Annotated in this window: 23 protein-coding genes and 1 tRNA gene; 8 read left to right on the top strand and 16 right to left on the bottom strand. The window is 70.4% G+C overall.

Annotation, left to right across the window (positions count from 1 at the left end; translation table 11 throughout):
• Positions 1-277: hypothetical protein (locus tag MQC88_RS06705; protein ID WP_243320155.1), on the top strand; the 277-nt coding region annotated here is incomplete at its 5' end.
• Between the two features lie 93 nt (positions 278-370).
• Here the strand turns inward: MQC88_RS06705 and MQC88_RS06700 are convergent.
• The 13 genes from MQC88_RS06700 to MQC88_RS06640 all read right to left on the bottom strand — a co-directional run bounded on the left by MQC88_RS06700 (position 371) and on the right by MQC88_RS06640 (position 10410).
• On the bottom strand, positions 371-760 hold the full coding sequence (locus MQC88_RS06700) for a phasin family protein (RefSeq protein WP_243320153.1): 390 nt from the start codon (positions 758-760) through the stop codon (positions 371-373).
• A gap of 205 nt (positions 761-965) precedes the next feature.
• Positions 966-1691 carry a sulfite exporter TauE/SafE family protein gene (locus MQC88_RS06695; protein WP_243320151.1) on the bottom strand — a complete coding sequence of 242 codons (726 nt, stop codon included), beginning with the start codon at positions 1689-1691 and terminating at the stop codon, positions 966-968.
• Positions 1681-1878, bottom strand: coding sequence for a cbb3-type cytochrome oxidase assembly protein CcoS (gene ccoS, locus MQC88_RS06690; protein ID WP_243320149.1), 198 nt, complete (start codon positions 1876-1878; stop codon positions 1681-1683). The genes MQC88_RS06695 and ccoS overlap by 11 nt, the downstream gene beginning before the upstream one ends.
• Positions 1875-4253, bottom strand: coding sequence for a heavy metal translocating P-type ATPase (locus MQC88_RS06685; protein WP_243320147.1), 2379 nt, complete (start codon positions 4251-4253; stop codon positions 1875-1877). The genes ccoS and MQC88_RS06685 overlap by 4 nt, the downstream gene beginning before the upstream one ends.
• A gap of 2 nt (positions 4254-4255) precedes the next feature.
• Entirely contained in the window at positions 4256-4780 is a 525-nt protein-coding gene (locus MQC88_RS06680; RefSeq protein ID WP_243320145.1) for a FixH family protein, read from the bottom strand.
• Positions 4780-6333, bottom strand: coding sequence for a 4Fe-4S dicluster domain-containing protein (locus tag MQC88_RS06675; RefSeq protein ID WP_243320143.1), 1554 nt, complete (start codon positions 6331-6333; stop codon positions 4780-4782). Before MQC88_RS06675 ends, MQC88_RS06680 begins: the two co-directional genes overlap by 1 nt.
• A gap of 9 nt (positions 6334-6342) precedes the next feature.
• Positions 6343-6639: a hypothetical protein gene (locus MQC88_RS06670; RefSeq protein WP_243320142.1), complete on the bottom strand. Its 297-nt coding sequence runs from the start codon at positions 6637-6639 to the stop codon at positions 6343-6345.
• Between the two features lie 4 nt (positions 6640-6643).
• The gene (ccoP, locus tag MQC88_RS06665; RefSeq protein WP_243320141.1) at positions 6644-7594 is read right to left on the bottom strand and encodes a cytochrome-c oxidase, cbb3-type subunit III; all 951 of its coding nucleotides are present in this window, start codon (positions 7592-7594) and stop codon (positions 6644-6646) included.
• Positions 7591-7755: a CcoQ/FixQ family Cbb3-type cytochrome c oxidase assembly chaperone gene (locus tag MQC88_RS06660; RefSeq protein WP_243320139.1), complete on the bottom strand. Its 165-nt coding sequence runs from the start codon at positions 7753-7755 to the stop codon at positions 7591-7593. Before MQC88_RS06660 ends, ccoP begins: the two co-directional genes overlap by 4 nt.
• Before the next feature lies 1 nt (position 7756).
• The gene (gene ccoO, locus MQC88_RS06655; protein ID WP_243320137.1) at positions 7757-8371 is read right to left on the bottom strand and encodes a cytochrome-c oxidase, cbb3-type subunit II; all 615 of its coding nucleotides are present in this window, start codon (positions 8369-8371) and stop codon (positions 7757-7759) included.
• Positions 8372-8381: 10 nt separating this feature from the next.
• On the bottom strand, positions 8382-9845 hold the full coding sequence (gene ccoN / locus MQC88_RS06650) for a cytochrome-c oxidase, cbb3-type subunit I (RefSeq protein WP_243320135.1): 1464 nt from the start codon (positions 9843-9845) through the stop codon (positions 8382-8384).
• Between the two features lie 119 nt (positions 9846-9964).
• Positions 9965-10321, bottom strand: a complete 357-nt coding sequence (gene queD / locus MQC88_RS06645; RefSeq protein ID WP_243320134.1) for a 6-carboxytetrahydropterin synthase QueD — start codon at positions 10319-10321, stop codon at positions 9965-9967.
• A gap of 12 nt (positions 10322-10333) precedes the next feature.
• A tRNA-Met gene (locus tag MQC88_RS06640) sits at positions 10334-10410 on the bottom strand.
• A 171-nt stretch (positions 10411-10581) separates the two neighbouring features.
• Here MQC88_RS06640 and MQC88_RS06635 point away from each other — a divergent pair.
• From MQC88_RS06635 to bfr, 3 genes are all read left to right on the top strand, one after another.
• Complete coding sequence (locus MQC88_RS06635) at positions 10582-11187, top strand: RNA pyrophosphohydrolase (protein WP_425491571.1); 606 nt, start codon at positions 10582-10584, stop codon at positions 11185-11187.
• A 102-nt stretch (positions 11188-11289) separates the two neighbouring features.
• Complete coding sequence (locus MQC88_RS06630) at positions 11290-11493, top strand: (2Fe-2S)-binding protein (protein ID WP_243320356.1); 204 nt, start codon at positions 11290-11292, stop codon at positions 11491-11493.
• A gap of 127 nt (positions 11494-11620) precedes the next feature.
• Positions 11621-12091, top strand: a complete 471-nt coding sequence (gene bfr / locus MQC88_RS06625; RefSeq protein WP_243320131.1) for a bacterioferritin — start codon at positions 11621-11623, stop codon at positions 12089-12091.
• Positions 12092-12246: 155 nt separating this feature from the next.
• On the opposite strand, the gene MQC88_RS06620 is transcribed toward bfr, so the two are convergent.
• From MQC88_RS06620 to MQC88_RS06610, 3 genes are all read right to left on the bottom strand, one after another.
• On the bottom strand, positions 12247-14610 hold the full coding sequence (locus tag MQC88_RS06620; protein ID WP_243320129.1) for a hybrid sensor histidine kinase/response regulator: 2364 nt from the start codon (positions 14608-14610) through the stop codon (positions 12247-12249).
• Positions 14610-16475 carry an EAL domain-containing protein gene (locus MQC88_RS06615; RefSeq protein ID WP_243320127.1) on the bottom strand — a complete coding sequence of 622 codons (1866 nt, stop codon included), beginning with the start codon at positions 16473-16475 and terminating at the stop codon, positions 14610-14612. Before MQC88_RS06615 ends, MQC88_RS06620 begins: the two co-directional genes overlap by 1 nt.
• A gap of 101 nt (positions 16476-16576) precedes the next feature.
• Positions 16577-17155, bottom strand: a complete 579-nt coding sequence (locus MQC88_RS06610; RefSeq protein ID WP_243320124.1) for a DUF4126 domain-containing protein — start codon at positions 17153-17155, stop codon at positions 16577-16579.
• 95 nt (positions 17156-17250) lie between these two features.
• Here MQC88_RS06610 and MQC88_RS06605 point away from each other — a divergent pair, with 95 nt between their 5' ends.
• The 4 genes from MQC88_RS06605 to MQC88_RS06590 all read left to right on the top strand — a co-directional run bounded on the left by MQC88_RS06605 (position 17251) and on the right by MQC88_RS06590 (position 20598).
• Positions 17251-18039, top strand: coding sequence for a DUF6776 family protein (locus MQC88_RS06605; protein WP_243320123.1), 789 nt, complete (start codon positions 17251-17253; stop codon positions 18037-18039).
• Between the two features lie 201 nt (positions 18040-18240).
• On the top strand, positions 18241-18615 hold the full coding sequence (gene erpA, locus MQC88_RS06600; protein ID WP_243320122.1) for an iron-sulfur cluster insertion protein ErpA: 375 nt from the start codon (positions 18241-18243) through the stop codon (positions 18613-18615).
• Between the two features lie 48 nt (positions 18616-18663).
• Positions 18664-19590, top strand: coding sequence for an NAD(+) diphosphatase (nudC, locus tag MQC88_RS06595; protein WP_243320120.1), 927 nt, complete (start codon positions 18664-18666; stop codon positions 19588-19590).
• Positions 19591-19686: 96 nt separating this feature from the next.
• On the top strand, positions 19687-20598 hold the full coding sequence (locus MQC88_RS06590; RefSeq protein ID WP_243320118.1) for a hypothetical protein: 912 nt from the start codon (positions 19687-19689) through the stop codon (positions 20596-20598).
• The last annotated feature ends 82 nt before the right edge of the window (positions 20599-20680 follow it).

The raw sequence follows: 20680 nt of genomic DNA, 5'->3' as shown, positions 1-20680 counted from the left end.
GCGCCCGACGGATATCCGCATCCGGCGCCCGACGGATATCCGCATCCGGCGCCCGACGGATATCCGCATCCGGCGCCCGACGGATATCCGCATCCGGCGCCCGACGGATATCCGCATCCGGCGCCCGACGGATATCCGCATCCGGCGCCCGACGGATATCCGCATCCGGCGCCCGACGGATATCCGCATCCGGCGCCCGACGGATATCCGCATCCGGCGCCCGACGGATATCCGCATCCGGCGCCGCTGCCAGCCGAAGACATGGCGCTGCGCATAAAAAAACCCGGCAGCGCGAGCTGCCGGGCCTTCGTCAACGCGGGGAGGTTGGCCCGCAAGGCCGGAAATTCCGGCCTCGTCGAACCCAACGCAATTACTTCGCCTTGGCGGCCTTGACCACCTTCTCCACGTCGGCCTTGACCTGCGCGGTGGCGGCTTCGAACTGGCCCTTGGCCAGCTGGCCGATGGCTTCGTTGGTCTTCAGCGTGCGGCCCATGACTTCCTGGCCGGTGCTGACGGCGCGCTCGACGTTCTCGCGCGCAACCTGCACGCCCTTGGGCCACACGGCCTTGAAGCCGTCGGCGTCGCGCACTTCGGCCAGCTCGCCCCAGAAGGCGAAGGTGGCGTTGACGCTCTGCTCGATGCTGGCCAGCTGCAGGCCGAACACCTGCTCGGCATTGGCCAGGGCCAGGCGGTTGGCCTGGGTGGCGTTGTCGGCGAACTGGCGGGTCGCGGCGGCGAACTGCTCGTTGATCTGGTACATGGCGGTTTTCCTGCGGTGCCCGGCAGGGATTGCCGGTTTTGTGCGTTGCAGCATAGCGCGGAGTTTGGTGCGGTGCAACATCCAGCCTGAACGGGCTTGTCGGGCAGGCTGGCTGCGTCCTGGCCCCCCTCCGGAGGGGCGACGGGGCCGGCAGGCCGCCCGGCGCCGGCCTGGTATTGGGGCAAGGCGTCGATCTCGAGGCGATCTAATGCCGGGGCAGGCAGCCGAGCGCGGCCAGGATCCCGTGCAGGGCCGGCTGCTGCATGAGCCAGGGCGCCGCGATCACCACCAGCCCCGCACCCAGCACCAGCAGGCCCGCCGCAATGCGCCAGCCGCCGCGCTGCAGGCGCTGGCCCAGGCGTGCGCCCGACCACGTCAGCGGCACCATCAACGGCATGGTCCCGAGCCCGAAGGCGGCCATGGTCAACGCGCCGTTGCGGGCGTCGGCCTGGAACCAGGCGGCGGCCAGCAGGGTGGTGCTCAGTCCGCACGGCATCCAGCCCCACAGCATGCCCAGGGCGATGCGCTTGCCGCTGCTGTCGCTGGCCAGCAACAGGCGCCGCTGCAAGGGCCGCAGCCATTGCCATAGCCGAGCACCCGTGGTGGCGCTGAATCCCAGGTGCCGGCCGAGCCCGAGCAGTCGCAGTGCCGCCAGCACCAGCACCAGGCCGACCGCGGCGCGCAGCGCCCACGCCAGCCATTGCACGCGCGCCAGGTCCAGCAGGCCGTGGCCGACGCCGCCGACGATCGCGCCGGCGAGGGTGTAGCCGAGGACGCGGCCGAGGTTGGGTTGCAGCGCGCGCCACCATCCCCCGCGCGGGGACAGCGCGGAGAAACCCGTGGCGATGCCGCCGCACATCGCCGCGCAGTGCGCGCCGCCGAGCAGCCCGCTGAGCCAGGCCGCGCCCAGGGTCAGCCAGTCAATCGGCATCGCGGGGGTCCGCGGGCGGAGGAGCTTCCTGCCGCAGCGGGCGGTCGTGTTCGTCCTCGCGCAGGATGTCGAGCGCGGGCGTGTCGAGGTCGTCGAACTGGCCGCGGCGCACCGCCCACACGAACACCGCGATCGCCACCCCGATCAGCAGCAGGCTCAGCGGGATCAGCAGCAACAGGATGTTCATCGTGCACGCATCCGCGCCAGGCGCAGCGAATTGGCGGTGACCACCAGCGAGGATAGCGCCATCCCCAGCGCCGCCAGCCAGGGCGTCACCAGCCCTGCGGCGGCAAGCGGCAGCGCCAGCAGGTTGTACGCGGTCGCCCAGCCCAGGTTCTGGCGCATGATCGTGCGCGTCCGTCGCGCGACCGCGATCGCATCGGGCACGCGCAGCAGCGAGCGCCCGCCCAGCACCAGGTCGGCGGCGCGCTGCGCCAGCGCGGCGCCATCGCCGATCGCCAGCGAGACGTCGGCGCCGGCCAGCACCGGCGCGTCGTTGAGGCCGTCGCCGACCATCGCCACCACCCGCCCGTCGGCCTGCAGGCCGCGCGCATAGGCGAGCTTGTCGGCCGGCGACTGCCGCGCATGCGCGTGCGCGATGCCCAGTCCGGTGGCGAAGCGCCGCACCGCGGCATCGCCGTCGCCGCTGGACAGGTGCACGACCAGGCCCTGCGCACGCAAGGCCGCGATCGCGCTGCGGGCATCCTGGCGTTCGCCTTCGGCGACGGTGAAGCGGGCGCGGCCACCCGGGCCCGCCAGCCATAGTCCGCCGTCGTCCGGCGCGCCGGTCGCGAACGCGGCCTGGCCGAGGCGCCAGAGGCCGCCTTCGACCATGCCTTCGATGCCTTGGCCGGCGATCGCGCGCAGGCCGCTGGCCGCCAGCCCGTTGCCGGGCGTGTCGGTGAAGGCCTGCGCCAATGGGTGGCCACTGTCGCGTTCCAGCGCCGCGGCGATCCGCAATGCCTGCTCGGCATCGAGGCCATCGAGCTGGTCCACCGACTGCAGCCGCGGCCGACCATCGCCGAGCGTGCCGGTCTTGTCGAACACCACGTCGGTCGCATTCGCCAGCCGCTCCAGCGCCTCGGGCTGCACCGCCAGCACGCCCAGCCGGGCCAGCGCGCCATGCGCCGCCGCCAGCGCGGCCGGCACGGCCAGCGACAACGCGCATGGGCAACTGATCACCAGCAACGCCAGGGTGACCTCGAAGGCGCGCGACGGATCGTGCAGGCGCCAGCCCGCGTACACCAGCACCGCGGCCACCGCCAGCCCGGCGACGAAGCGGCTGGCGATGCGTTCGCTGCTGCGCGCCAGTGCCGGCCGGTGCGCCTGCGCCTGTTCCACCAGCCGCACAAGCTGTGCCAGCCGGGTATCGGCGCCGACGCCGGTGACCCGCAGGCGCGCGGCATGCTCGCGGCAGGCGGTGCCGGCGAACACCGGGTCGCCGCCGCGCTTGGGCACGGGGCTGGATTCGCCGGTCAGCAACGCCTCCTCGAACCGTGCTTCGCCATCAAGCAGCACGCCGTCGGCGGGTACCGGTTCGCCGACCGCGACGCAGGCGATGTCGCCGACCGCGAGCGCGGTGAGCGGCACCGATTCGCGGCTGCCGTCGGCGCGTTCGCGGGTGGCGAACGCGGGGCGCGCGCGCGCCAACGCATCGACCTGGGCGCTGGCGATGCCGCGGGCACGCTGTTCGAGCTGGCGCGCGACCAGCAGCAGGAACACGAACATCACCGCGGCGTCGTACCACACGTGCTCGCTGCCGCGCACGGTGCCGACCACGCTGGCGAAGTACGCGAGCAGGGTCGAGCCGGCGACCAGGGTATCCATGCCGGGGCGGCGCAGCCGCAGTTCGCGCCAGGCGCCGGCCAGGAACGGCCAGCCGGCATAGAACACCACCGGGGTCGACACCAGGAAGGTCAGCCAGCGGAAGAAATCGCGCGTGGGCAGCGGCATGCTGCCGCTGGTGTCCAGGTACAGCGCTTCGGCGAACATCATCGCCTGCATCGCGCCCAGGCCGGCCAGGCCGATCCGCAGCAGCGCGCGGTTGCGCTCGCGGCGGCGCTCGCGTTCGCGCTCTTCGCCCGCCGCGAGGTAGGGCCGGTAGCCAAGCGCGGCCAGCCGCGCGAGCAGCCGCGACAACGGCGTGCGTCGCGGGTCCCAGGCGATGCGGATGCGGCCGGTGACCGCGTTGGCGCTGGTCTCCAGCACGCCGGCGTCGCGCTGCAGGGCGCGGTCGACCAGCCACGCGCAGGCGGCGCAATGCATGCCGTCGCTGAGCACGGTGATCTCGCGGCCGGGGGTGCCGTCGATCACGACATCGCGCGCGTGGCCGGCGAGCAGTTCCTCGCGATCCCAGGCCGCAAGGTCCGGGCTGTCGGTGCCGACCCGCGAGGCCGGCTGGCTGCGCAGCCGGTAGTAGTCGTCCAGGCGCGCGTCGCGGATCCATTGCGCGGCCGTGGCGCAACCGCTGCAGCAGAATTCGCGCCGCTCGCCGTCGAGCAGCAGGCGCGCGGGCAGATCCGGCAGCGCTTCGCCGCAGTGGAAGCAGCCCGGCGCGGGCACGTTTACGGCGCCTGCAGCGCCGGCGCCACGCGTGCGGCGAGCTGTGCCTTCGGCAGGCGGCCGCGCAGGCGCCAGTGGCCATCGGCCGGCGCCAGTTGCAGGTTCCAGTCGTGGCCGCCGTCGATGCGCGCGCGGGTTTCCCAGCCGATGGCGGAAGGCTGCAGCTCGAGCATCCGGTCGTCGGCCTCGCGCACCGGGTGGTGCAGGGCCAGCCGCAACGGCGCGCCGCGGTCGAAGCTGCCGGTGACCGGGACCGCCTGCACCACGCCGCGCCTGGCGTCGATGCGCACGATCGCGCTCAGCTGGCGCTGTTGCGCCATCGCATCCGGGCCGAGGTCGGCGACCTGGGCGCCGGCGGTGCGCTGCACATGGTCGGGGACCGCGTCGCTGGCGCCATCGCCGGCCACGATCAGCATCACCACGCTGCCGACGACGGCCGCGGCCACCAAGGCCAACACCAGCCAGACGACCGGCTGGCGCCAGGGCGAGGAACCGGCGTTGCCGGGAGCGTCGTGCTTGCTTTCCATTACATCGGTCCGAAGAAGTTGCTGTCGACGGTGTCGCTGGCGCTGCCGTCATCGGCCTCGATCACGAACCGCAGCGCCTGGCGCCCGCGCAGCGTGCCTGGCGCCGAGACTTCCAGCGGCAGCGACAGCACCTGCTGCGCATCGGCGTGCACCGGCAGGCGCGGGCCGCCGCGCAACTGCAGGCCGGCCGCCGATTCGATGCGCACGGTGTAGGCCTGGGCGCGGTCGGTCTTGTTGACCAGCTTCAGGGTGTAGCCGTTGTCGATGCCGGTGGCGGTTTCGCGGTACAGCGCGTTGCGATCGCGCAGCACGTCGACGATCAGCGGACTGCGCGCGGCGATGCCCCAGGCGAAGCCCGCGACCAGCACCAGCAGCATCGCGCCGTATACCAGGATCCGCGGTCGCGTGACCCTGGTCGGCTTGCCGTCGATCGCGTTCTGGGTGGAATAGCGGATCAGCCCGCGTGGATAGCCCATCTTGTCCATCACGTCGTCGCAGGCGTCGATGCAGGCGCCGCAGGCGATGCACTCGTACTGCAGGCCGTTGCGGATGTCGATGCCGACCGGGCACACCTGCACGCACATGGTGCAGTCGATGCAGTCGCCCAGGTCCTCGAACGCGAACTTCGGCAGTGGCGCGGCTTCGCCGAGGGCGCCGGCGTCGCCAAGCATGATCGTGCCGGCCGCCTGCAACCTGTTCGCCGCCGCGCTGGGATGGCGGCTGGCGCGGAACACGTAGTCGTAGGCGGTGCGCGGGTCGAGCAGGCCGCGGGCGCGCTCCAGGACGCTCGGCAGGCCGCGCTTGCGCGGGCCGCGTGGCTCGCCGCGCATCGGGTCGTAGGCGATGATCAGGGTGTCGCGGTCGAACATCGCGCTCTGGAAGCGCGCGTACGGGCACATGTACTTGCAGACCTGCTCGCGCAGGATGCCGGCGTTGCCCCAGGTGGCCAGCGCGTAGAACCCCACCCAGAAGCTTTCCCAGCCATTCCAGTCGAATGGCCAGGCGCGTGCCCACAGGCCCACGATCGGGGTGAAGAAGCCGACGAAGGTGAAGCCGGTCCACAGCGCGAACACGAACCAGAGGATGTGCTTGCTGCCCTTGCGCAGGATCTTCTCGCGGTTCCACGGGCCCGCGTCCAGCTTCATCCGCTTGGCGCGGTCGCCTTCGGTCCAGCGCTCCATCCACAGGAAGCACTCGGTCCACACCGTCTGCGGGCAGGCGTAGCCGCACCACAGCCGCCCGGCCAGCGCGGTGACGGAGAACAGGGTCAGCGCGAGGATGATCAGCAACAGCGCCAGCAGGCTGAAATCCTGCGGCCAGAAAGTCAGGCCGAAGACGTGGAACTTGCGCGCCGGCAGGTCGAACAGCACTGCCTGGCGACCATCCCACCGTAGCCACGGGAACACGTAGTACATGCCCAGCAGCCAGAACACCGCGAGCTTGCGCAGGCGGTCGTAGCGTCCCGAAACGTCGCGCGGATAGACTTTGCGCTCGCTGACGTACAGCGAGTCGCCGCCGGAGTCCAGCAGGTCGATGTCGATGGGCTTGCTCATGACGCCTTGCTACCGGGAGCCGGGTCCGTTGAAGCGGCTCGACGGCCGCAGCAGGATCCAGGTGAACAGGCTCGACGACGCGGTCGCCAGCCAGAAGGTGAAAAAACCGACGGTGTAGCCCGTGCCGCGGCTGATCGCCAGGTGCGGGAAGGTCATGTCGCGCAGCGCCAGCGGGTCGACGAAGGCGAAGAACACCATCGTCGCGACCCCGGCGGCGAAGAAGCTGGGCCACAGGATCGCGCCAACCCGCTGCACCATTGGGCGCGGCGGGTGGTCGAATTCGGGCGTCGGCAGGATGGCGGGCATGCGCCTACGGTGCGCCTTCGCCGGCGCCATTGCCAGTCGCCGCCGGTTGCTGCTGTTGCGACAGCGACCAGACCCAGGCCGCCACCAGCCGGCTGCGGGTCTCGCCAAGCAGCCCGCGGTGCGCCGGCATGCTGCCGTGGCGGCCATCGATGATCGTCTTGCGCAGCGCGTCGCGGCTGCTGCCGTACAGCCAGTAGTCGTCGGTGAGGTCGGGCGCGCCCATCTCGGTATTGCCCTTGCCGTCCTTGCCATGGCAGGCGACGCAGACGCCGTCGTACAGCTGCCTGCCCTGCGCGGCCATGAAGTTGTTGCTCATCCGCGCCGGGTCGCCGAGCGCGCGCACGTAGGCGACCACGTAGTCGACCGCGTTGTCGCCGCCCATGCCGGTCAGCACCTGGCCCCACGGCGGCATCACGCCTTCGCGGCCATCGAGCACGGTCTGCAGCACCTGATCCGGCGCGCCGCCCCAATGCCAGATGTCGTCGGTGAGGTTGGGGTAACCGATCGCGCCCTGGGCCGAGGAGCCATGGCAGGTGGCGCAGGTGTTGGCGAAGATCGAGCGCCCCAGCGCCAGCGCCTGCGGGTCCTTCGCCAGCACCGGCAACGGCTGGTCGCGGTACGGCCGGAAGGTCTCCTCCAGGCGCGCGTCGGCAGCGACCTTGTCCAGCGCATGCTCGCCCTGCGAGGACCAACCGCTGATCCCGGGATGGCTGCCGAGGCCGCCATACCAGAACAGGTAGCCGATCCCGAACGCGATCGCCAGGTAGAAGCCGTTGATCCACCAGCGCGGCATCGGCTTGTTGTATTCGGTGATGTCGCCGTCCCAGAAGTGGCTGGTGTCCTCCGGCTTCGGGTCGCCGGGGCGACGCTTGGACGTCCACCACAACAGCCAGGCGCAACCCAGGATGTTGAACGCGGCCAGGGCGATGACGAATGCGGACCAGCCACTGCTCATGACTGCGGCTCCCGGGTGGAGGCGTCGATGTCGGTTTCACCCTCGTCCAGCGCGAGTCGCGCCGCGGCATCGAAGCGCGCGCGATGGCGCGGCTGCCACGACCACGCCCACACGCCGAGGAACAGCAGCATCAGCAACAGGGTCAGGATCCCGGAAAGCATCTCAGTTCCCCCGCGGCGCGTGCTTGCCCAGGCCCTGCAGGTAGGCCACCACCGCGTCGAGTTCGGTCTTGCCCGAAACCGCGTCGGCCGCCTGCCTGATGTCTTCGTCGCTGTACGGATCACCCAGGCGCTGCAGCGCGCGCATGTGCGCCGTCACTTGGGCACCGTCGAGCGCGGTCTCGGCCAGCCACGGGAACGCCGGCATGTTGGATTCGGGCACCACCGCGCGCGGATCGGTGAGGTGCACGCGGTGCCAGTCGTCGGAGTAGCGGCCGCCGACCCGCGCCAGGTCCGGCCCGGTGCGCTTGCTGCCCCACTGGAACGGGCGGTCGTACACCGATTCGCCGGCCATCGAGTAATGCCCGTAGCGCTCGGTCTCGAAGCGCAGCGTGCGCACCATCTGCGAATGGCAGCCGTAGCAGCCCTCGCGGGTGTAGACGTCGCGGCCGGCCAGTTGCAGCGCCGGGTAGGGGGTCACGCCGGGCAGCGGCTTGATCGCCTCGGCCTGGAACATCAGCGGCACGATTTCCGCCAGGCCGCCGAGCGAGATCGCGACCGCGACCAGCACCGCCAGCAGGCCGATGTTCTTCTCGAGCTTCTCGTGTGCGATTCCCATGCGCGCGTCCTCAGGCCAGCGCTTCGGCGCTGTCGGGCGCCATCACCGGGACCGGCGCCAGCTCGCGCGCCTGTTGCCGTGTCTTCCACATGTGCCAGGCCATCAGGCACATGCCGGCCAGGATCAGCAGGCCGCCGAACAAGCGCCCCAGGTAATAGGGATAGGTCGCCACCAGCGACTCGACGAAGCTGTAGGTCAGGGTGCCGTCGGCGTTGGTCGCGCGCCACATCAGGCCCTGGGTGATGCCCGCGATCCACATCGAGACGATGTAGAACACCACGCCCAGCGTGTGCAGCCAGAAGTGCACGTCGATCAACTTCGTCGAATACATCTTCGACAGTCCGAGCAGGCGCGGGTACATCGAGTACAGCGAACCGATCGAGATCATCGCCACCCAGCCCAGGGTGCCGGCATGGACGTGGCCGATGGTCCAGTCGGTGTAGTGGCTGAGCGAGTTGACGGTCTTGATCGAGAGCAGCGGGCCCTCGAAGGTCGCGATCATGTAGAAGCTGATCGCCACGATCAGGAACTTCAGGATCGGGTCGGTGCGCAGCTTGTGCCACACGCCCGAGAGCGTGAGGATGCCGTTCATCGCGCCGCCCCACGACGGCACCAGCAGGATCACCGAGAACACCATGCCCAGCGACTGCGCCCAGTCCGGCAGCGCGGTGTAGTGCAGGTGGTGCGGGCCGGCCCACATGTAGATCGAGATCAGCGCCCAGAAGTGCACGATCGACAGCCGGTAGGAGTAGATCGGCCGCTGCGCCTGCTTGGGCACGAAGTAGTACATCATCGCCAGGTAGCCGACGGTCAGCAGGAACGCCACCGCGTTGTGGCCGTACCACCACTGCGCCATCGCGTCGACCGCGCCGCTGTAGACCGGATAGGACTTCCACAGCCCGGCCGGGATCGCCATGTTGTTGACGATGTGCAGCAGGCCCACGGCGATGATGTAGGCGCCGTAGAACCAGTTGGCGACATAGATGTGCTTGACCCGGCGCCTGGCGATGGTGCCGAAGAACAGCCAGCCGTAGGCGACCCAGACCACCGCGATCAGCAGGTCCAGCGGCCACTCGAGTTCGGCGTATTCCTTGCTCTGGGTGATGCCCAGCGGCAGGGTGATCACCGCGCCGACCATCGCCGCCTGCCAGCCCCAGAACACGAACTGCGCGAGCTTGTCGGAGACCAGCCGCACATGGCAGGTGCGCTGCACCACGTACAACGAGGTCGCGAACAGCACCGAGCCGCCGAAGGCGAAGATCACGCCATTGGTATGCAGCGGCCGCAGCCGGCTGTAGGTCAGCCACGGGGTGTCGAAGTTGAGCGCAGGCCAATACAGCTGGGCCGCGATCAGCACGCCCACCGCCATCCCGACGATGCCCCAGAAGATGGTGGCCGTCGCGAACTGGCGCACGACATGGTCGTTGTAGTAACCGCGCGGCGCAGGCGTGGCGGCAGCGGCGGGCGCTGCCACGGAGGCATCGGAAACTGGCATGGGCAACCCCGGGTTGTGCCCGGCCATTTTGCCAGTCCTGGCCGCGGGTTCATATGACCTGGATCAAACGCGCGCCCGCGCTTGCGGCGCAGGGTCGTTCAGGTGCCCCGATAGCGACAACCGGACGTGCAGGTTTCGTGCACCACCACTTCGTCGAGCAAGGGCAGCGCCGGCTTCAGCCGCTCCCAGATCCAGATCGCCAGGCGTTCGCTGGTCGGATTCTCGAGTCCGGGGATGTCGTTCAGGTAGTGGTGGTCAAGTTGTTCATGCAAGGGCGCGAACGCCGCCTTGATCTGCGCGAAGTCCATCACCCAGCCACTGTGCTCGCCCAATTCGCCCGCCACCCGCAGTTCGACCCGGAACGAATGCCCGTGCAGGCGCGCGCACTTGTGCCCGGCCGGCACGTTCGGCAGCCGGTGGGCGGCTTCTAGGGTGAAAGTCTTGAAGATGTCCATGGGGACGCGGCGTGGTGGCTATGGGTGGACTCGAACCACCGACCCCAGCATTATGAGTGCTGTGCTCTAACCGGCTGAGCTACATAGCCTTTTGTGGGCCGCGCGGGTTGCCGTCGGCAATCCGGCCAGGACCGGGAAGTCCCGCGGCGAACCGCGAATTGTCCATGCCGGCGCGCTTGCCGTCAATTGCGGGCGGCCGCGCTTGTCGCCCCGGCGCGCACATGGCAGAGTCGGACGCAGTGCATTCAGGAGTCCGCATCGTGATCGATCCGGACGGTTACCGACCCAACGTCGGCATCGTGTTGATGCACCCGGACGGCCGGGTGTTCTGGGCCCGGCGCGTGCGCCGCGACGGCTGGCAGTTCCCGCAGGGCGGGATGAACACCGACGAGACCCCGCTCGAGGCGATGTACCGGGAGCTCGAGGAAGAGACCGGCTTGCGCCAGGAGCATGTCGCCGTGCTCGGGGTGACCCCGGGGTGGCTGCGCTACCGGTTGCCGCAGCGCGCGATCCGCCGCAACGACCACCTGGTCTGCATCGGCCAGAAGCAGGTCTGGTTCCTGCTGCAGTTCACCGGCGACGAATCCGACCTGCGCCTGGACCTGACCGAGAAGCCCGAATTCGATCACTGGCGCTGGGTGGACTTCTGGTATCCGCTGCAGCACGTGGTGGTGTTCAAGCGCGGGGTCTATGCCAGCGCGCTGCGGCACCTGGCGCCGTTCGCCCGGCAGATCGCCGGGCAGCAGGCGATTCCCCCGGCTGGCGCCGACAGCTGGTCACGGCCCCGGCCGCGCGCGGCGCCCCCACGCGGGGCGCTGGCCGGCGCCGGCAAGCCGGCGGGCCCAGGGAGCCGCGGGCAGGGTTGAACCGCCGGGCCGGGGTGGGCGCGGCCAGTGGGCGCGTTTCGGATTGACAATCATTCGCATTTGACGCGAAAATCGCGCCTGTCGCACCAGCCGCGAGCCGCCGTGTACGTCTGCATCTGCAATGGGGTCACCGATCGCGAGATCCGCGAGGTCGCAGCGGCCGGCTGCCGCACGCTTGCCGAACTGACCATGCGCACCGGCTGTGGTTCCACCTGCGGCGGCTGCCTGGAGATGGCGGCGCAACTGCTCGACGACGTGCACGCAAGCCGCGAACTGCCGTTGCCGGTGCTGTCGCACGCCGCCTGACGCGGGTCCTTTCCATCCGCGCTCGCGCTACGCGGGACGCGCGCGCGGATGCGGTCGATTCGCGTTCCGCCTTCGTTCCCCACCTGGCGTTAGCATCGCCGGTCATCGGCACACACGGAGCGCGGGCATGAAGGGCGACGCCAAGGTCATCGAACACCTCAACAAGGCGCTGTACAACGAGTTGATCGCGATCAACCAGTACTTCCTGCACGCCAAGATGCTGAAGAACTGGGGCCTGAAGGAACTGGCCGAGCACGAGCACCACGAGTCGATCGACGAGATGAAGCACGCCGACAAGCTGTCCGAGCGCATCCTGTTCCTGGACGGCCTGCCCAACTTCCAGAACCTGGGCAAGCTGCGCATCGGCGAGGATCCGCTGGAAGTGCTGAAGGCGGACCTGGCGCTGGAACTGGAGGCGCTGCCGACGCTGAAGGATGCGATCGCGTACTGCGAGCAGGTCGGGGACTACGTCAGCCGCGACCTGTTCGCCGGCATCCTCGAATCCGAGGAAGAGCACATCGACTGGATCGAGACCCAGCTCGGGCTGGTCGACCGCCTGGGGCTGCAGAACTACCTGCTGTCCAAGGTCGAGGACTGAGGCTGCGCGCGGCGAAAAACCGCACCAGCCGGGGCACTCTGCCCGGCCCGATGAGTCCAGTCCGACGACGCCACGGGTCACCGGCGTCGATTTGCGGGTAGATGTGCGGGCCTGGGATCAGGCCGTCGGTACGGCGCTGAATCCAGGCCGTCGCTTCAAGCCCGGGCTTCCGCCTGCACGCCCGCGCGCAATGCCTCGGCGACGCGGGCATATTCGCCCGAAACCAGGGCGACCGCGACCACCGGCCGCTCCAGCTTGCGCATGCGCGCGCCGTGTTCCACCAGCTTGGCGGCGGCCGACAGCGTCATCGCGCCGAGGTTGGCGCTGGAGGACTTCAGCGAATGCGCCACCTCGCGCAGGGCATCGAAATCCGGTCCCAGCGCGGCGGCCTCGAGCTTGGCGATCAGCGGCGGGGTGGTGTCGAGGAAGACCGCGATCAGGCGGTCGACCTCGCTGCCCAGTACCGCGCGCAGTTCTTCCAGCACTTCCTGGTCGATGACCGAGTCCATGTCGTTGGCCTGCATCGGGGCGGGAATGGGCGCCGGCGCGGCGAGGGCCGCGGCCGCGGCCGCCGGTGCATCGCTGCCTGCCGTCAGTGTCGGCGTTTCCGGCGCCGCCACCGGCGCCTCGGCGCCCGCTGTCGGCCGCGGCCGCCACCAGCGGTGCAGGCAGCGCTCCAGTTCCGCGCGGGTGACCGGCTTGGCGAGGTAGTCGTCCATGCCGGCGTCGATGCACTTCTGGCGGTCGCCGGCCATGGCGTTGGCGGTCATGGCGACGATCGGCAGGTGCTGGCCGTCCTGCGCAGCCTGCTCGGCCTCGCGCCAGTGGCGGGTGGCGCTATAGCCGTCCATCACCGGCATCTGGCAATCCATCAACACCAGGTCGTAGCGCGAGGCCTGCATCCGCAGCAGCGCGGCCTCGCCGTTGTGCGCGGTATCGCAATCCACCCCGAGGACGTTGAGCAGGCGCTGGCCGACCATGAGGTTGACCGGATTGTCTTCCACCAGCAGCACCCGCGCGCTGGCGGCCGATCCCGGCGCGGATGCACTGGCGTCGATCACCGGCTGCCTGCCGGGACGATCCTCGCCGCTGGTGGGCTTGCTGGTAAGCGCGGTGCGCAGGTCGGCCTCGGGCGCGTTGCGCGGCAGCAGCGTGGCGCTGCGCTGAAGTTCCTCGGGTACCGCGTCGTCGCCCTGCAGGCAGACCAGCCGCACATCGCCAAAGATCGCGTGACGCTCCAGGTTGCGATGCAGGGCCAGCGCGGTATTGCGCATGCCGGTGAGGTCGGCGAGCACGATGCCATAGGCCCAGGGTTCGCCCTGCGCCGCGGCGGCGCGCAGCCGGTCGAGCGCTTCGTGCGTGGTTTCCACCGCGGTCACGCGCAGTCCCCAGTTGGGCAGCAGCATCGTCAGCCGCAGCCGCAGCCGCGCATCGGCGCTGAGCAGCAGCAGTCGGCCGCCGGCGAACTCCAGTTCGCGCGTGGGCATGTCGCCCTGCACCTTGAGCAGCGGGATGTCGAAACGGAAGGTCGCGCCGCGGCCCGGCTCGGACTCGACCCAGATCCGCCCGCCCATGAGGTCGACGATCCGGCGGCAGATCGCCAGCCCCAGGCCGGTACCGCCGTACAGGCGCGTGGTCGAGGCGTCGGCCTGGCTGAAGGCCTGGAACAGCCGCCCCTGCGCGTCCTGGGCGATACCGATGCCGGAGTCGCGGACCTCGAAGCGCAACTGGTGCTGTGCGGTGCTTTCGCCGGTGCGGGTGACGGTCACGGTGACCGAGCCGCGCTCGGTGAACTTGACCGCGTTGCTGATCAGGTTGCCCAGTACCTGGCGCAGGCGCACCGGATCGCCGCGCACCGGCAGCCGCACCGACGGGTCGATGTGCAGGCGCAGGCGCAGGCCCTTGGCCTCGGCCGGGCGCTCCATCAGCTGGATCACCGTTTCCAGCAGCTCGCGCAGGTTGAAGGTGGTGGTTTCCAGCTCCAGGCGGTCGGCCTCGAGCTTGGAGTAGTCGAGGATGTCGTCGACGATCCGCAGCAGCTGGTGCGAAGAGGCGTAGGCGGTGCGCACCAGTTCGCGATGGTCCGGTGCCAGCGAGCCCGCGTGCAGCAGCAGGTCGAGCATCGGCACGATGCCGTTGAGCGGGGTGCGGATCTCGTGGCTCATGGTGGCGAGGAATTCTCCCTTCGCCATCACCGCCGACTCCGCCTCCTGCTTGGCCTGCAGCAACTGCTGCTCGAGCACGGTGTGGCGGTCGATCTCGCGCTGCAGCTCCCCGATCGCGGCCTCGCCGCGGCGCACCCGTTCATCGGCGCGTTGCCAGGCGGCATCGCGCCGGCGCGAGGCGTGCAGGTAGGCCGTGATCGCGAACAGCGCCAGCAGCACCAGCAGCAGGGCCACGCTGGTCCAGGGGCCGGACATGCCGAAGCGCTCCAGCGCCAGCGCCAGCGCGGCGCCTGCGGCCGCGCCCAGTGCGAGCCAGCGGCTGGTGGGCGGCGACAGGCGCGGATCGGCGGGCATCAGAGCACCGAATGCTGGAAGTCGAAGTCGAGTTCGCCGGCCGCCTGCTGCACCAGGTTGCCCTGGATGAAGTCGATGCCGCTCATCCACAACGTGGCCGCGCCCTGCGGATCCTCCACCTGCGGCCCGATCACCTGCAGGCCGAGGCGGTGCGCGCGGTCGATCGCTGCGCGCAGTTCGTCGCGCAATTGCGGGTCGGCGTGTGCGTGCGAATAGCGTGGGGCCAGGCGCACGTAGCCCAGCGGCAGTTGCGATAGCAGCGCGTCGGCTTCGTCGCCGTGCGCGTACTGGCTGAGGCAGAACTGCACCCCGGCTGGCATCAGCTGCTCGCTGAACTGGCGCAGGACGATCGAGTGCACCAGCGCGTCGTCCAGGCGCAGGTCGATCACCAGCGATGGCCCTTCGATGCCGTGGCTGGCGAGCATTTCCAGCAACCAGGTGGCATGCAGGTCGCGCGCCAGGGAGTGCGGCGACTGCGACACGAACAAGCGCACCGGGCGTTGTTCGTCGCGGCGCCGGTGCAGCAGGTCGATCGCCTGCAGCAGCACCCAGCGGTCGATCTCCGGCATCAGCCCGGCCGTTTCGGCGACCGGCACCAGCTCGCCGGCGCTGCGCACGCTGCCGTCGGCATGGCGCATGCGCAGCAGCGCCTGGAATTGTGCTTCCTCGCCCCCGGCGACCGCGACCACCGGCTGGAACTGCAGTTCGAAGGCGCCGTCGCGCAGGCCCGAGCGCATCGCCTCCACCAGGTCGGCGCTGGTGTCCGAGCGCGCCGGAGGCGCGTAGGCGGCCAGTCCGATAGGTTCGCCGCGGGCGGTGCGCGCGGCCTGCTCGACCGCATCGAGCACCGCACCGGCATCCGCGAAGCCATGTTCCAGCGTGCTGTAGCCGATTGCCGCGCGCAGCCGCTGCGGCATGTCGTCCATGTCGAACGGCGGGTGGCTGATGCCATCGCGCAAGGTGCGGGCCAGCGCTTCCAGCTCCGGCGCGCCGTCGGGGGCGAACACCAGGAAGGCGTTGTCGTTGAGCCGTGCGCTCGGGCAGGCCCCGGCAAGCTCACCCACGCGCCGGCCGACGGCGTGCATCAGCTGCTCGAAACCGGCATAGCCGTAGCGGTCGTGCAGCGCGCCCGGATTCTGGATTTCCACGAAGAACGCGCCGCGGCCGTTGCCGGCGGTCAGCGCCGCGGCGATGCGTTGCATCAAGTAGGGCCGGGTGTGCAGGCCGGTATGCGGGTGCCGGCTGGCATCGCCGAAGCGCTGGCGGCGCAGCGCGCGCGCGCGCTTGATCCGGCTCTGCACAGCGGCGATGAGGTGGCGCGGGCGGATCGGCTTGCTGAGGAAGTCGTCGGCCCCGCATTCCAGCACTTCGAACTGGCGCTCCGGGTCGGGATCGCCGGTCAGGAACACGATTGGCGTATGCGCGAATATCGGGTGCTCGCGGATCAGGCTGGTGAGTTCGGTGCCGCTCATGCCCGGCATGTGCAGGTCCATCAGCACCAGGTCCGGGCTGAACTGCTGCATCGACGGCATCACCGCCTCGGGCACGGTCGTGACCTGGGCCTGGATGCCCGCGCCGCTCAGCACGCTCTCCGCGAACAGCGCCTGGCTGGGATCGTCCTCCACCACCAGCACCCGGTACGGCGCATCGCCCGGGTCGTCGCCGGCAACACCAGCGGCATCGGCGCCCGGCGCGTCGGCCGCAGCTGGCGGCAGCGTGGATTCCGGGGCGCTTGCGGCCGCTGCATCGTTGCTCCATCGACGCCAGTAATGCGCCGGCGGATACTCCGCGCGCGACGGCATGTCGATGCCCGAATCGTTGGCGGCTTCGGCAGGGTTGCGCTGCGGGGACGGGATTGCGGTCATGACGCTCCTCGCTGGAGCCGCCATTATGCGAACGCGCCCCGACACCGTCATGGGACGGATTGCACGGTGCAAACCGGCCAGTACCGGTGCATGCGCAGCGGCTATCGGGACAGTGTCCGAACCCCGCGCGACAGCGTGCGCCACAGCCACCAGACCGCCAGCGCCAGCAACACGCTGACCGCCACCACCAGCGCCAGCGCCAACCAGGGATGCGCGAACGCCAGCGCCAGCCCGCCGACCACGGCCGCATCCTCGCTGACCGATGCCGTCCAGTTGCTGACCGGCTCCGGGGAGGTGTTGAGCAACGCGCGCGAACCCGACTTCAGCAGGTGGCTGCTCAACGCAACTCCGGCGCCGGTGGCCAGCATGCCTGCGCCCAGATGGCCGTCCGGCGACATCGCCGATGCCGCGAGGAACGCGCCCGCCGGCACCCGCAGCAGCGTATGCAGCAGGTCCCAGGCCGAGTCGACGCCCGGGATCTTGTCGGCGAAGAATTCCACCAGTGCCAGCGTGCCGGAGACGCCGATCACCCACGGCGACTGCGTGACCTGCAGCGCCTGCGGCAGGTCGAGCCAGCCGAAATAACCGGCCAGGCCGAGCCCGAACACGGTGAGGTAGACGCGGATGCCGGCCAGCCAAGCCAGCAGCACGCCGATCGCGAACAGGTGGGCTTCGGACATGGCGGCCTCCGGCGCTGCGCGGCCAGCGCCGCTCGCGCCGCAGTCTACGGCAGCCCGGCTTGACGCGGCCCGAAGCGGCTGGCTATACCGGTGCCATGAGTGCACCCCCGCCATCGCAACCTCCACCGCAGGCGCCGGACCCTGCCTCCACGACGTCGGTGGTCGAGTCCGCGGTCGAAGCCGCCGAGGCCAGCCTCGACATTCCGGTCACCCATGGCCACGGCATCGCCTACGCGCTGGTCGCGGTGTTCCTGCTGGCGGTGGTGTTCGGCGTCTGGGGGGTATGGACGGTGCTGGCGCCACAGTCGACCGACCAGGGCGCCGTGGTGGCGGCGCAGCAGGCGCGGCTGGACGAGATGGAGCAGCGCGCCGCCACGCTGGCGCGCTCCGACCAGATCAGCCGCGAAGCCAACCGCGACCTGCAGGGCACGCTGGCCGAGCGCGACGAGGAAATCGCCGGGCTGCGCGCCGACGTCGCCTTCTACGAACGCTTGGTCGGCAGCACCGCCAAGCGCCACGGCCTCAACGTGCACCAGCTGCAGTTGCAGCCGCAGGGCGGGCCGGCCTGGCATTTCACCGCCACCCTGACCCAGAACCTCAACCGCGGCGCGGTCAACAGCGGCCGCCTGACCCTGTCGCTGGAGGGCAGCCGCGACGGCAAGCTGCAGAAGCTGTCGTGGGAGCAGCTGCGGCAGCAGCCTGGCGCCGCCGGGTTGGAGTATTCGTTCAAGTATTTCCAGCAGGTCGAAGGCGACGTGCTGCTGCCGTCGGGGCTGCAACCGGTACGCATCATCGCGCGGCTTGCGCCGGCGCGTGGCAATCCGGTGGAACAGTCGTTCACCTGGGCCGAGGCCGCCTCCAAGGCGGAAACCGGCGCGCCCTGAATCACCGCATCCGGGCGCGGAGCGCGACCTGCCGGGCCTTGCACGCAGGCGGGAGGCGAAAGAGCGGATCCCCGCTGCGCCCGGCAGCAAGCCCGGTTTGCGCCTGGAGCGGGCATTGCCTGCGCGATCGTCGCGGGTCCGGGCAGGCCCGAGCGCAAGGCTGCGGTTGAATCGCGGCCCGGCACGCCCCATCCTGAGCGCATGGAAACCGCGTCCGCCCAAACCGCCCCGGGTTACCAGTCGTTGCAGCGACCGCTGGAATTCAGCGCCGCCGCCGCGGCCAAGGTGCGCGAGCTGATCACCGAGGAAGGCAATCCGGCGCTCAAGCTGCGCGTCTACATCCAGGGTGGCGGTTGCTCGGGGTTCCAGTACGGCTTCGAGTTCGACGAGCAGCAGGGCGAGGACGACCTTGCCATCGCCACCGACGAGGTCGTGTTGCTGGTCGATCCGCTCAGCCTGCAGTACCTGATGGGCGCGGAAGTCGATTACACCGAGAGCCTGCACGGCGCGCAGTTCGTGATCCGCAATCCCAACGCCAAGAGCACTTGCGGCTGCGGCAGCAGCTTCACCGTCTAGGGACTGGACAACGCGGACGCGCGTCGTCCCGGCAACCATGGAACGTGCATGACCACCAGCCCGTTCGCCTTCATCGATGGCGCGCTAGATCGCGCCGATGCGCTGCGCGACGATCCCGAGGCGCTGGCCCTGTTGTGGCCGCAGGGGCGGGTGGTGTTGCTGGATGACGATGGCCATGCGCGGGCCGATGCCGGCAACCGCCTGTTCGCGCCCGGCGGCGAACGGATCGGCGGCGGTCCCGGCGGCGCGATCTTCCTCGGCCTGCGCGATGGCGCCGGCTGGTTCGCGCAGCGCGCCGCCACCGTTGCACCGGCTGTCGTCGCGGCGGCGCCGCAACGCGTCGACCTGCGCGCCGCCGCGGCGGCCTGGCCGGCGTTCGAGGCCACCGTTTTCGCCCAGGCCCGCGCACTGCTGCACTGGCATGCGCGCCACCACCATTGCGGCGGCTGCGGCGGCGAACTCGATTTCGTCCGCGCCGGCTGGCTCGGCCGCTGCCGCCAGTGCAACAGCGAGCATTACCCACGCACCGACCAGGCGATCATCGTCGCAGTCAGCGATGGCGAGCGCCTGTTGCTGGGGCGGCAGGCGACGTGGCCGGCGCGGCGGTGGTCGGTGATCGCCGGTTTCGTCGAACCAGGCGAATCGCTGGAACAGACCGTCGCCCGCGAGGTGCTCGAGGAAACCGGGGTGCGCGTGCGCAGCTGCCGCTACCTGGCGTCGCAGCCGTGGCCGTTTCCCGGCGCGTTGATGCTGGGTTTCCTTGCGCACGCAGACGCCGATACTCCCGTGGCCGGCGACGAACTCGAGGACGCGCGCTGGTTCGACGCGGCCAGCGTGCGCGCCGGCCTGGACCGGGACTGGAGCACGGCCGCCGACGCGGCCGAGGCGGCCGGTGATGACGGCATCGTGCTGTCCTCGCCGATCTCGATCGCGCGCTGGCTCGCCGAGCAGTGGCTGCAGGGCCAGCCCCGGTAGCGGGCCTTGCGCCCGGCCCGAAGGGCCGGGCTCGAATGGCGTGGCACGACGCCCTCCCCGCGCCAAGGGCGCACACCTGCGGGTAAACTCGGCCGCATGTCGATCACCCTCATCGCCGTGGTCATCGCCCTCGCGCTCGGCCACGCCGCGCCCGCGCTGGCGGCTTCGGTCCGCGATTTCGGTTGGTACGGGCACTGGCTGCGCTGGCTCGACCGGCGCTTCCCCGAAGGTGGTTTCTGGCGCGGTCGCTACGGCATCGCGCTGGCGTTGCTGCCGCCGCTGCTCGCGGTCGGCCTGTTCCAGCTCGCCGTTGATGCGCCGCTGCTCGGCCTGGCCGGCCTGGTGCTCGGGGTCGCGGTGCTGTTCTATTGCTGGGGCCCGCGCGACCTGGACGTGGATGTCGAGGCGATCGTGGCGGCCCCCGACCCGGTCGCGCGCCGCGAGGCAGCGTCGCGGCTGTGGCCCGATCCCGCACAGGCATCGCTGGATGCGCCGTCGCTGGTCTCGGCGGTCGTCACCAGTGCGCAGCGCCGCTGGTTCGGCGTGCTGTTCTGGTTCCTGCTGCTGGGGCCCTTCGGGGCGCTGCTCTATCGGCTGGCGGCGCTCGCAGCCGAAGGCGACGACGCGCGCCTGCTGCCGGCCGACACCGCCGCCGGCGCCCGCTGGCTGCACGGCCTGCTGGACTGGCCGGTGGCGCAGCTGATGGCGCTGTCGATGGCGCTGGTCGGCGACTTCGACACCGTGGTCGGCGCCTGGAAGGACAATGGCGGCGCCTCGTTCCGGCTCGATGCCGGGTTCCTTGCCGCGGCCGCGCGCGCCAGCGTCAAGTCCGAACTCGCCGACGAGGCGCTGGACTATGTCGAGGAAGGCGTGGCCAGCCCGACCGCGCTGGTGCGGGAGCTGGGCGAACTGCCGGAACTGCGCGATGCGATGAGCCTGGCCTGGCGCACGCTGCTGCTATGGCTGGCCGTGCTGGCGCTGTTCGTACTGGCGGGTTGGGTGAGCTGAAGTCGCTTGCGCGGCACTGCCGCGCGGCTTCGGCGAACGTCCGGCGCGAACGAGTGTTTCTCCTGGCCCGAAGTAGGCTTGT

This window comes from Cognatiluteimonas sedimenti (assembly GCF_022808325.1).
In the GTDB taxonomy this organism is placed as follows: domain Bacteria; phylum Pseudomonadota; class Gammaproteobacteria; order Xanthomonadales; family Xanthomonadaceae; genus Cognatiluteimonas; species Cognatiluteimonas sedimenti.
This window is presented reverse-complemented; position numbering and strand designations above follow the sequence as displayed.

Coding starts and splice junctions, on each gene's coding strand:
- MQC88_RS06700 (WP_243320153.1), bottom strand. CDS start 760: ATGTACCAGATCAACGAGCAGTTCGCCGCCGCGACCCGCCAGTTCGCC.
- MQC88_RS06695 (WP_243320151.1), bottom strand. CDS start 1,691: ATGCCGATTGACTGGCTGACCCTGGGCGCGGCCTGGCTCAGCGGGCTG.
- ccoS (WP_243320149.1), bottom strand. CDS start 1,878: ATGAACATCCTGTTGCTGCTGATCCCGCTGAGCCTGCTGCTGATCGGG.
- MQC88_RS06680 (WP_243320145.1), bottom strand. CDS start 4,780: ATGGAAAGCAAGCACGACGCTCCCGGCAACGCCGGTTCCTCGCCCTGG.
- MQC88_RS06675 (WP_243320143.1), bottom strand. CDS start 6,333: ATGAGCAAGCCCATCGACATCGACCTGCTGGACTCCGGCGGCGACTCG.
- MQC88_RS06670 (WP_243320142.1), bottom strand. CDS start 6,639: ATGCCCGCCATCCTGCCGACGCCCGAATTCGACCACCCGCCGCGCCCA.
- ccoP (WP_243320141.1), bottom strand. CDS start 7,594: ATGAGCAGTGGCTGGTCCGCATTCGTCATCGCCCTGGCCGCGTTCAAC.
- MQC88_RS06660 (WP_243320139.1), bottom strand. CDS start 7,755: ATGCTTTCCGGGATCCTGACCCTGTTGCTGATGCTGCTGTTCCTCGGC.
- ccoO (WP_243320137.1), bottom strand. CDS start 8,371: ATGGGAATCGCACACGAGAAGCTCGAGAAGAACATCGGCCTGCTGGCG.
- queD (WP_243320134.1), bottom strand. CDS start 10,321: ATGGACATCTTCAAGACTTTCACCCTAGAAGCCGCCCACCGGCTGCCG.
- bfr (WP_243320131.1), top strand. CDS start 11,621: ATGAAGGGCGACGCCAAGGTCATCGAACACCTCAACAAGGCGCTGTAC.
- MQC88_RS06620 (WP_243320129.1), bottom strand. CDS start 14,610: ATGCCCGCCGATCCGCGCCTGTCGCCGCCCACCAGCCGCTGGCTCGCA.
- MQC88_RS06615 (WP_243320127.1), bottom strand. CDS start 16,475: ATGACCGCAATCCCGTCCCCGCAGCGCAACCCTGCCGAAGCCGCCAAC.
- MQC88_RS06610 (WP_243320124.1), bottom strand. CDS start 17,155: ATGTCCGAAGCCCACCTGTTCGCGATCGGCGTGCTGCTGGCTTGGCTG.
- MQC88_RS06605 (WP_243320123.1), top strand. CDS start 17,251: ATGAGTGCACCCCCGCCATCGCAACCTCCACCGCAGGCGCCGGACCCT.
- erpA (WP_243320122.1), top strand. CDS start 18,241: ATGGAAACCGCGTCCGCCCAAACCGCCCCGGGTTACCAGTCGTTGCAG.
- nudC (WP_243320120.1), top strand. CDS start 18,664: ATGACCACCAGCCCGTTCGCCTTCATCGATGGCGCGCTAGATCGCGCC.
- MQC88_RS06590 (WP_243320118.1), top strand. CDS start 19,687: ATGTCGATCACCCTCATCGCCGTGGTCATCGCCCTCGCGCTCGGCCAC.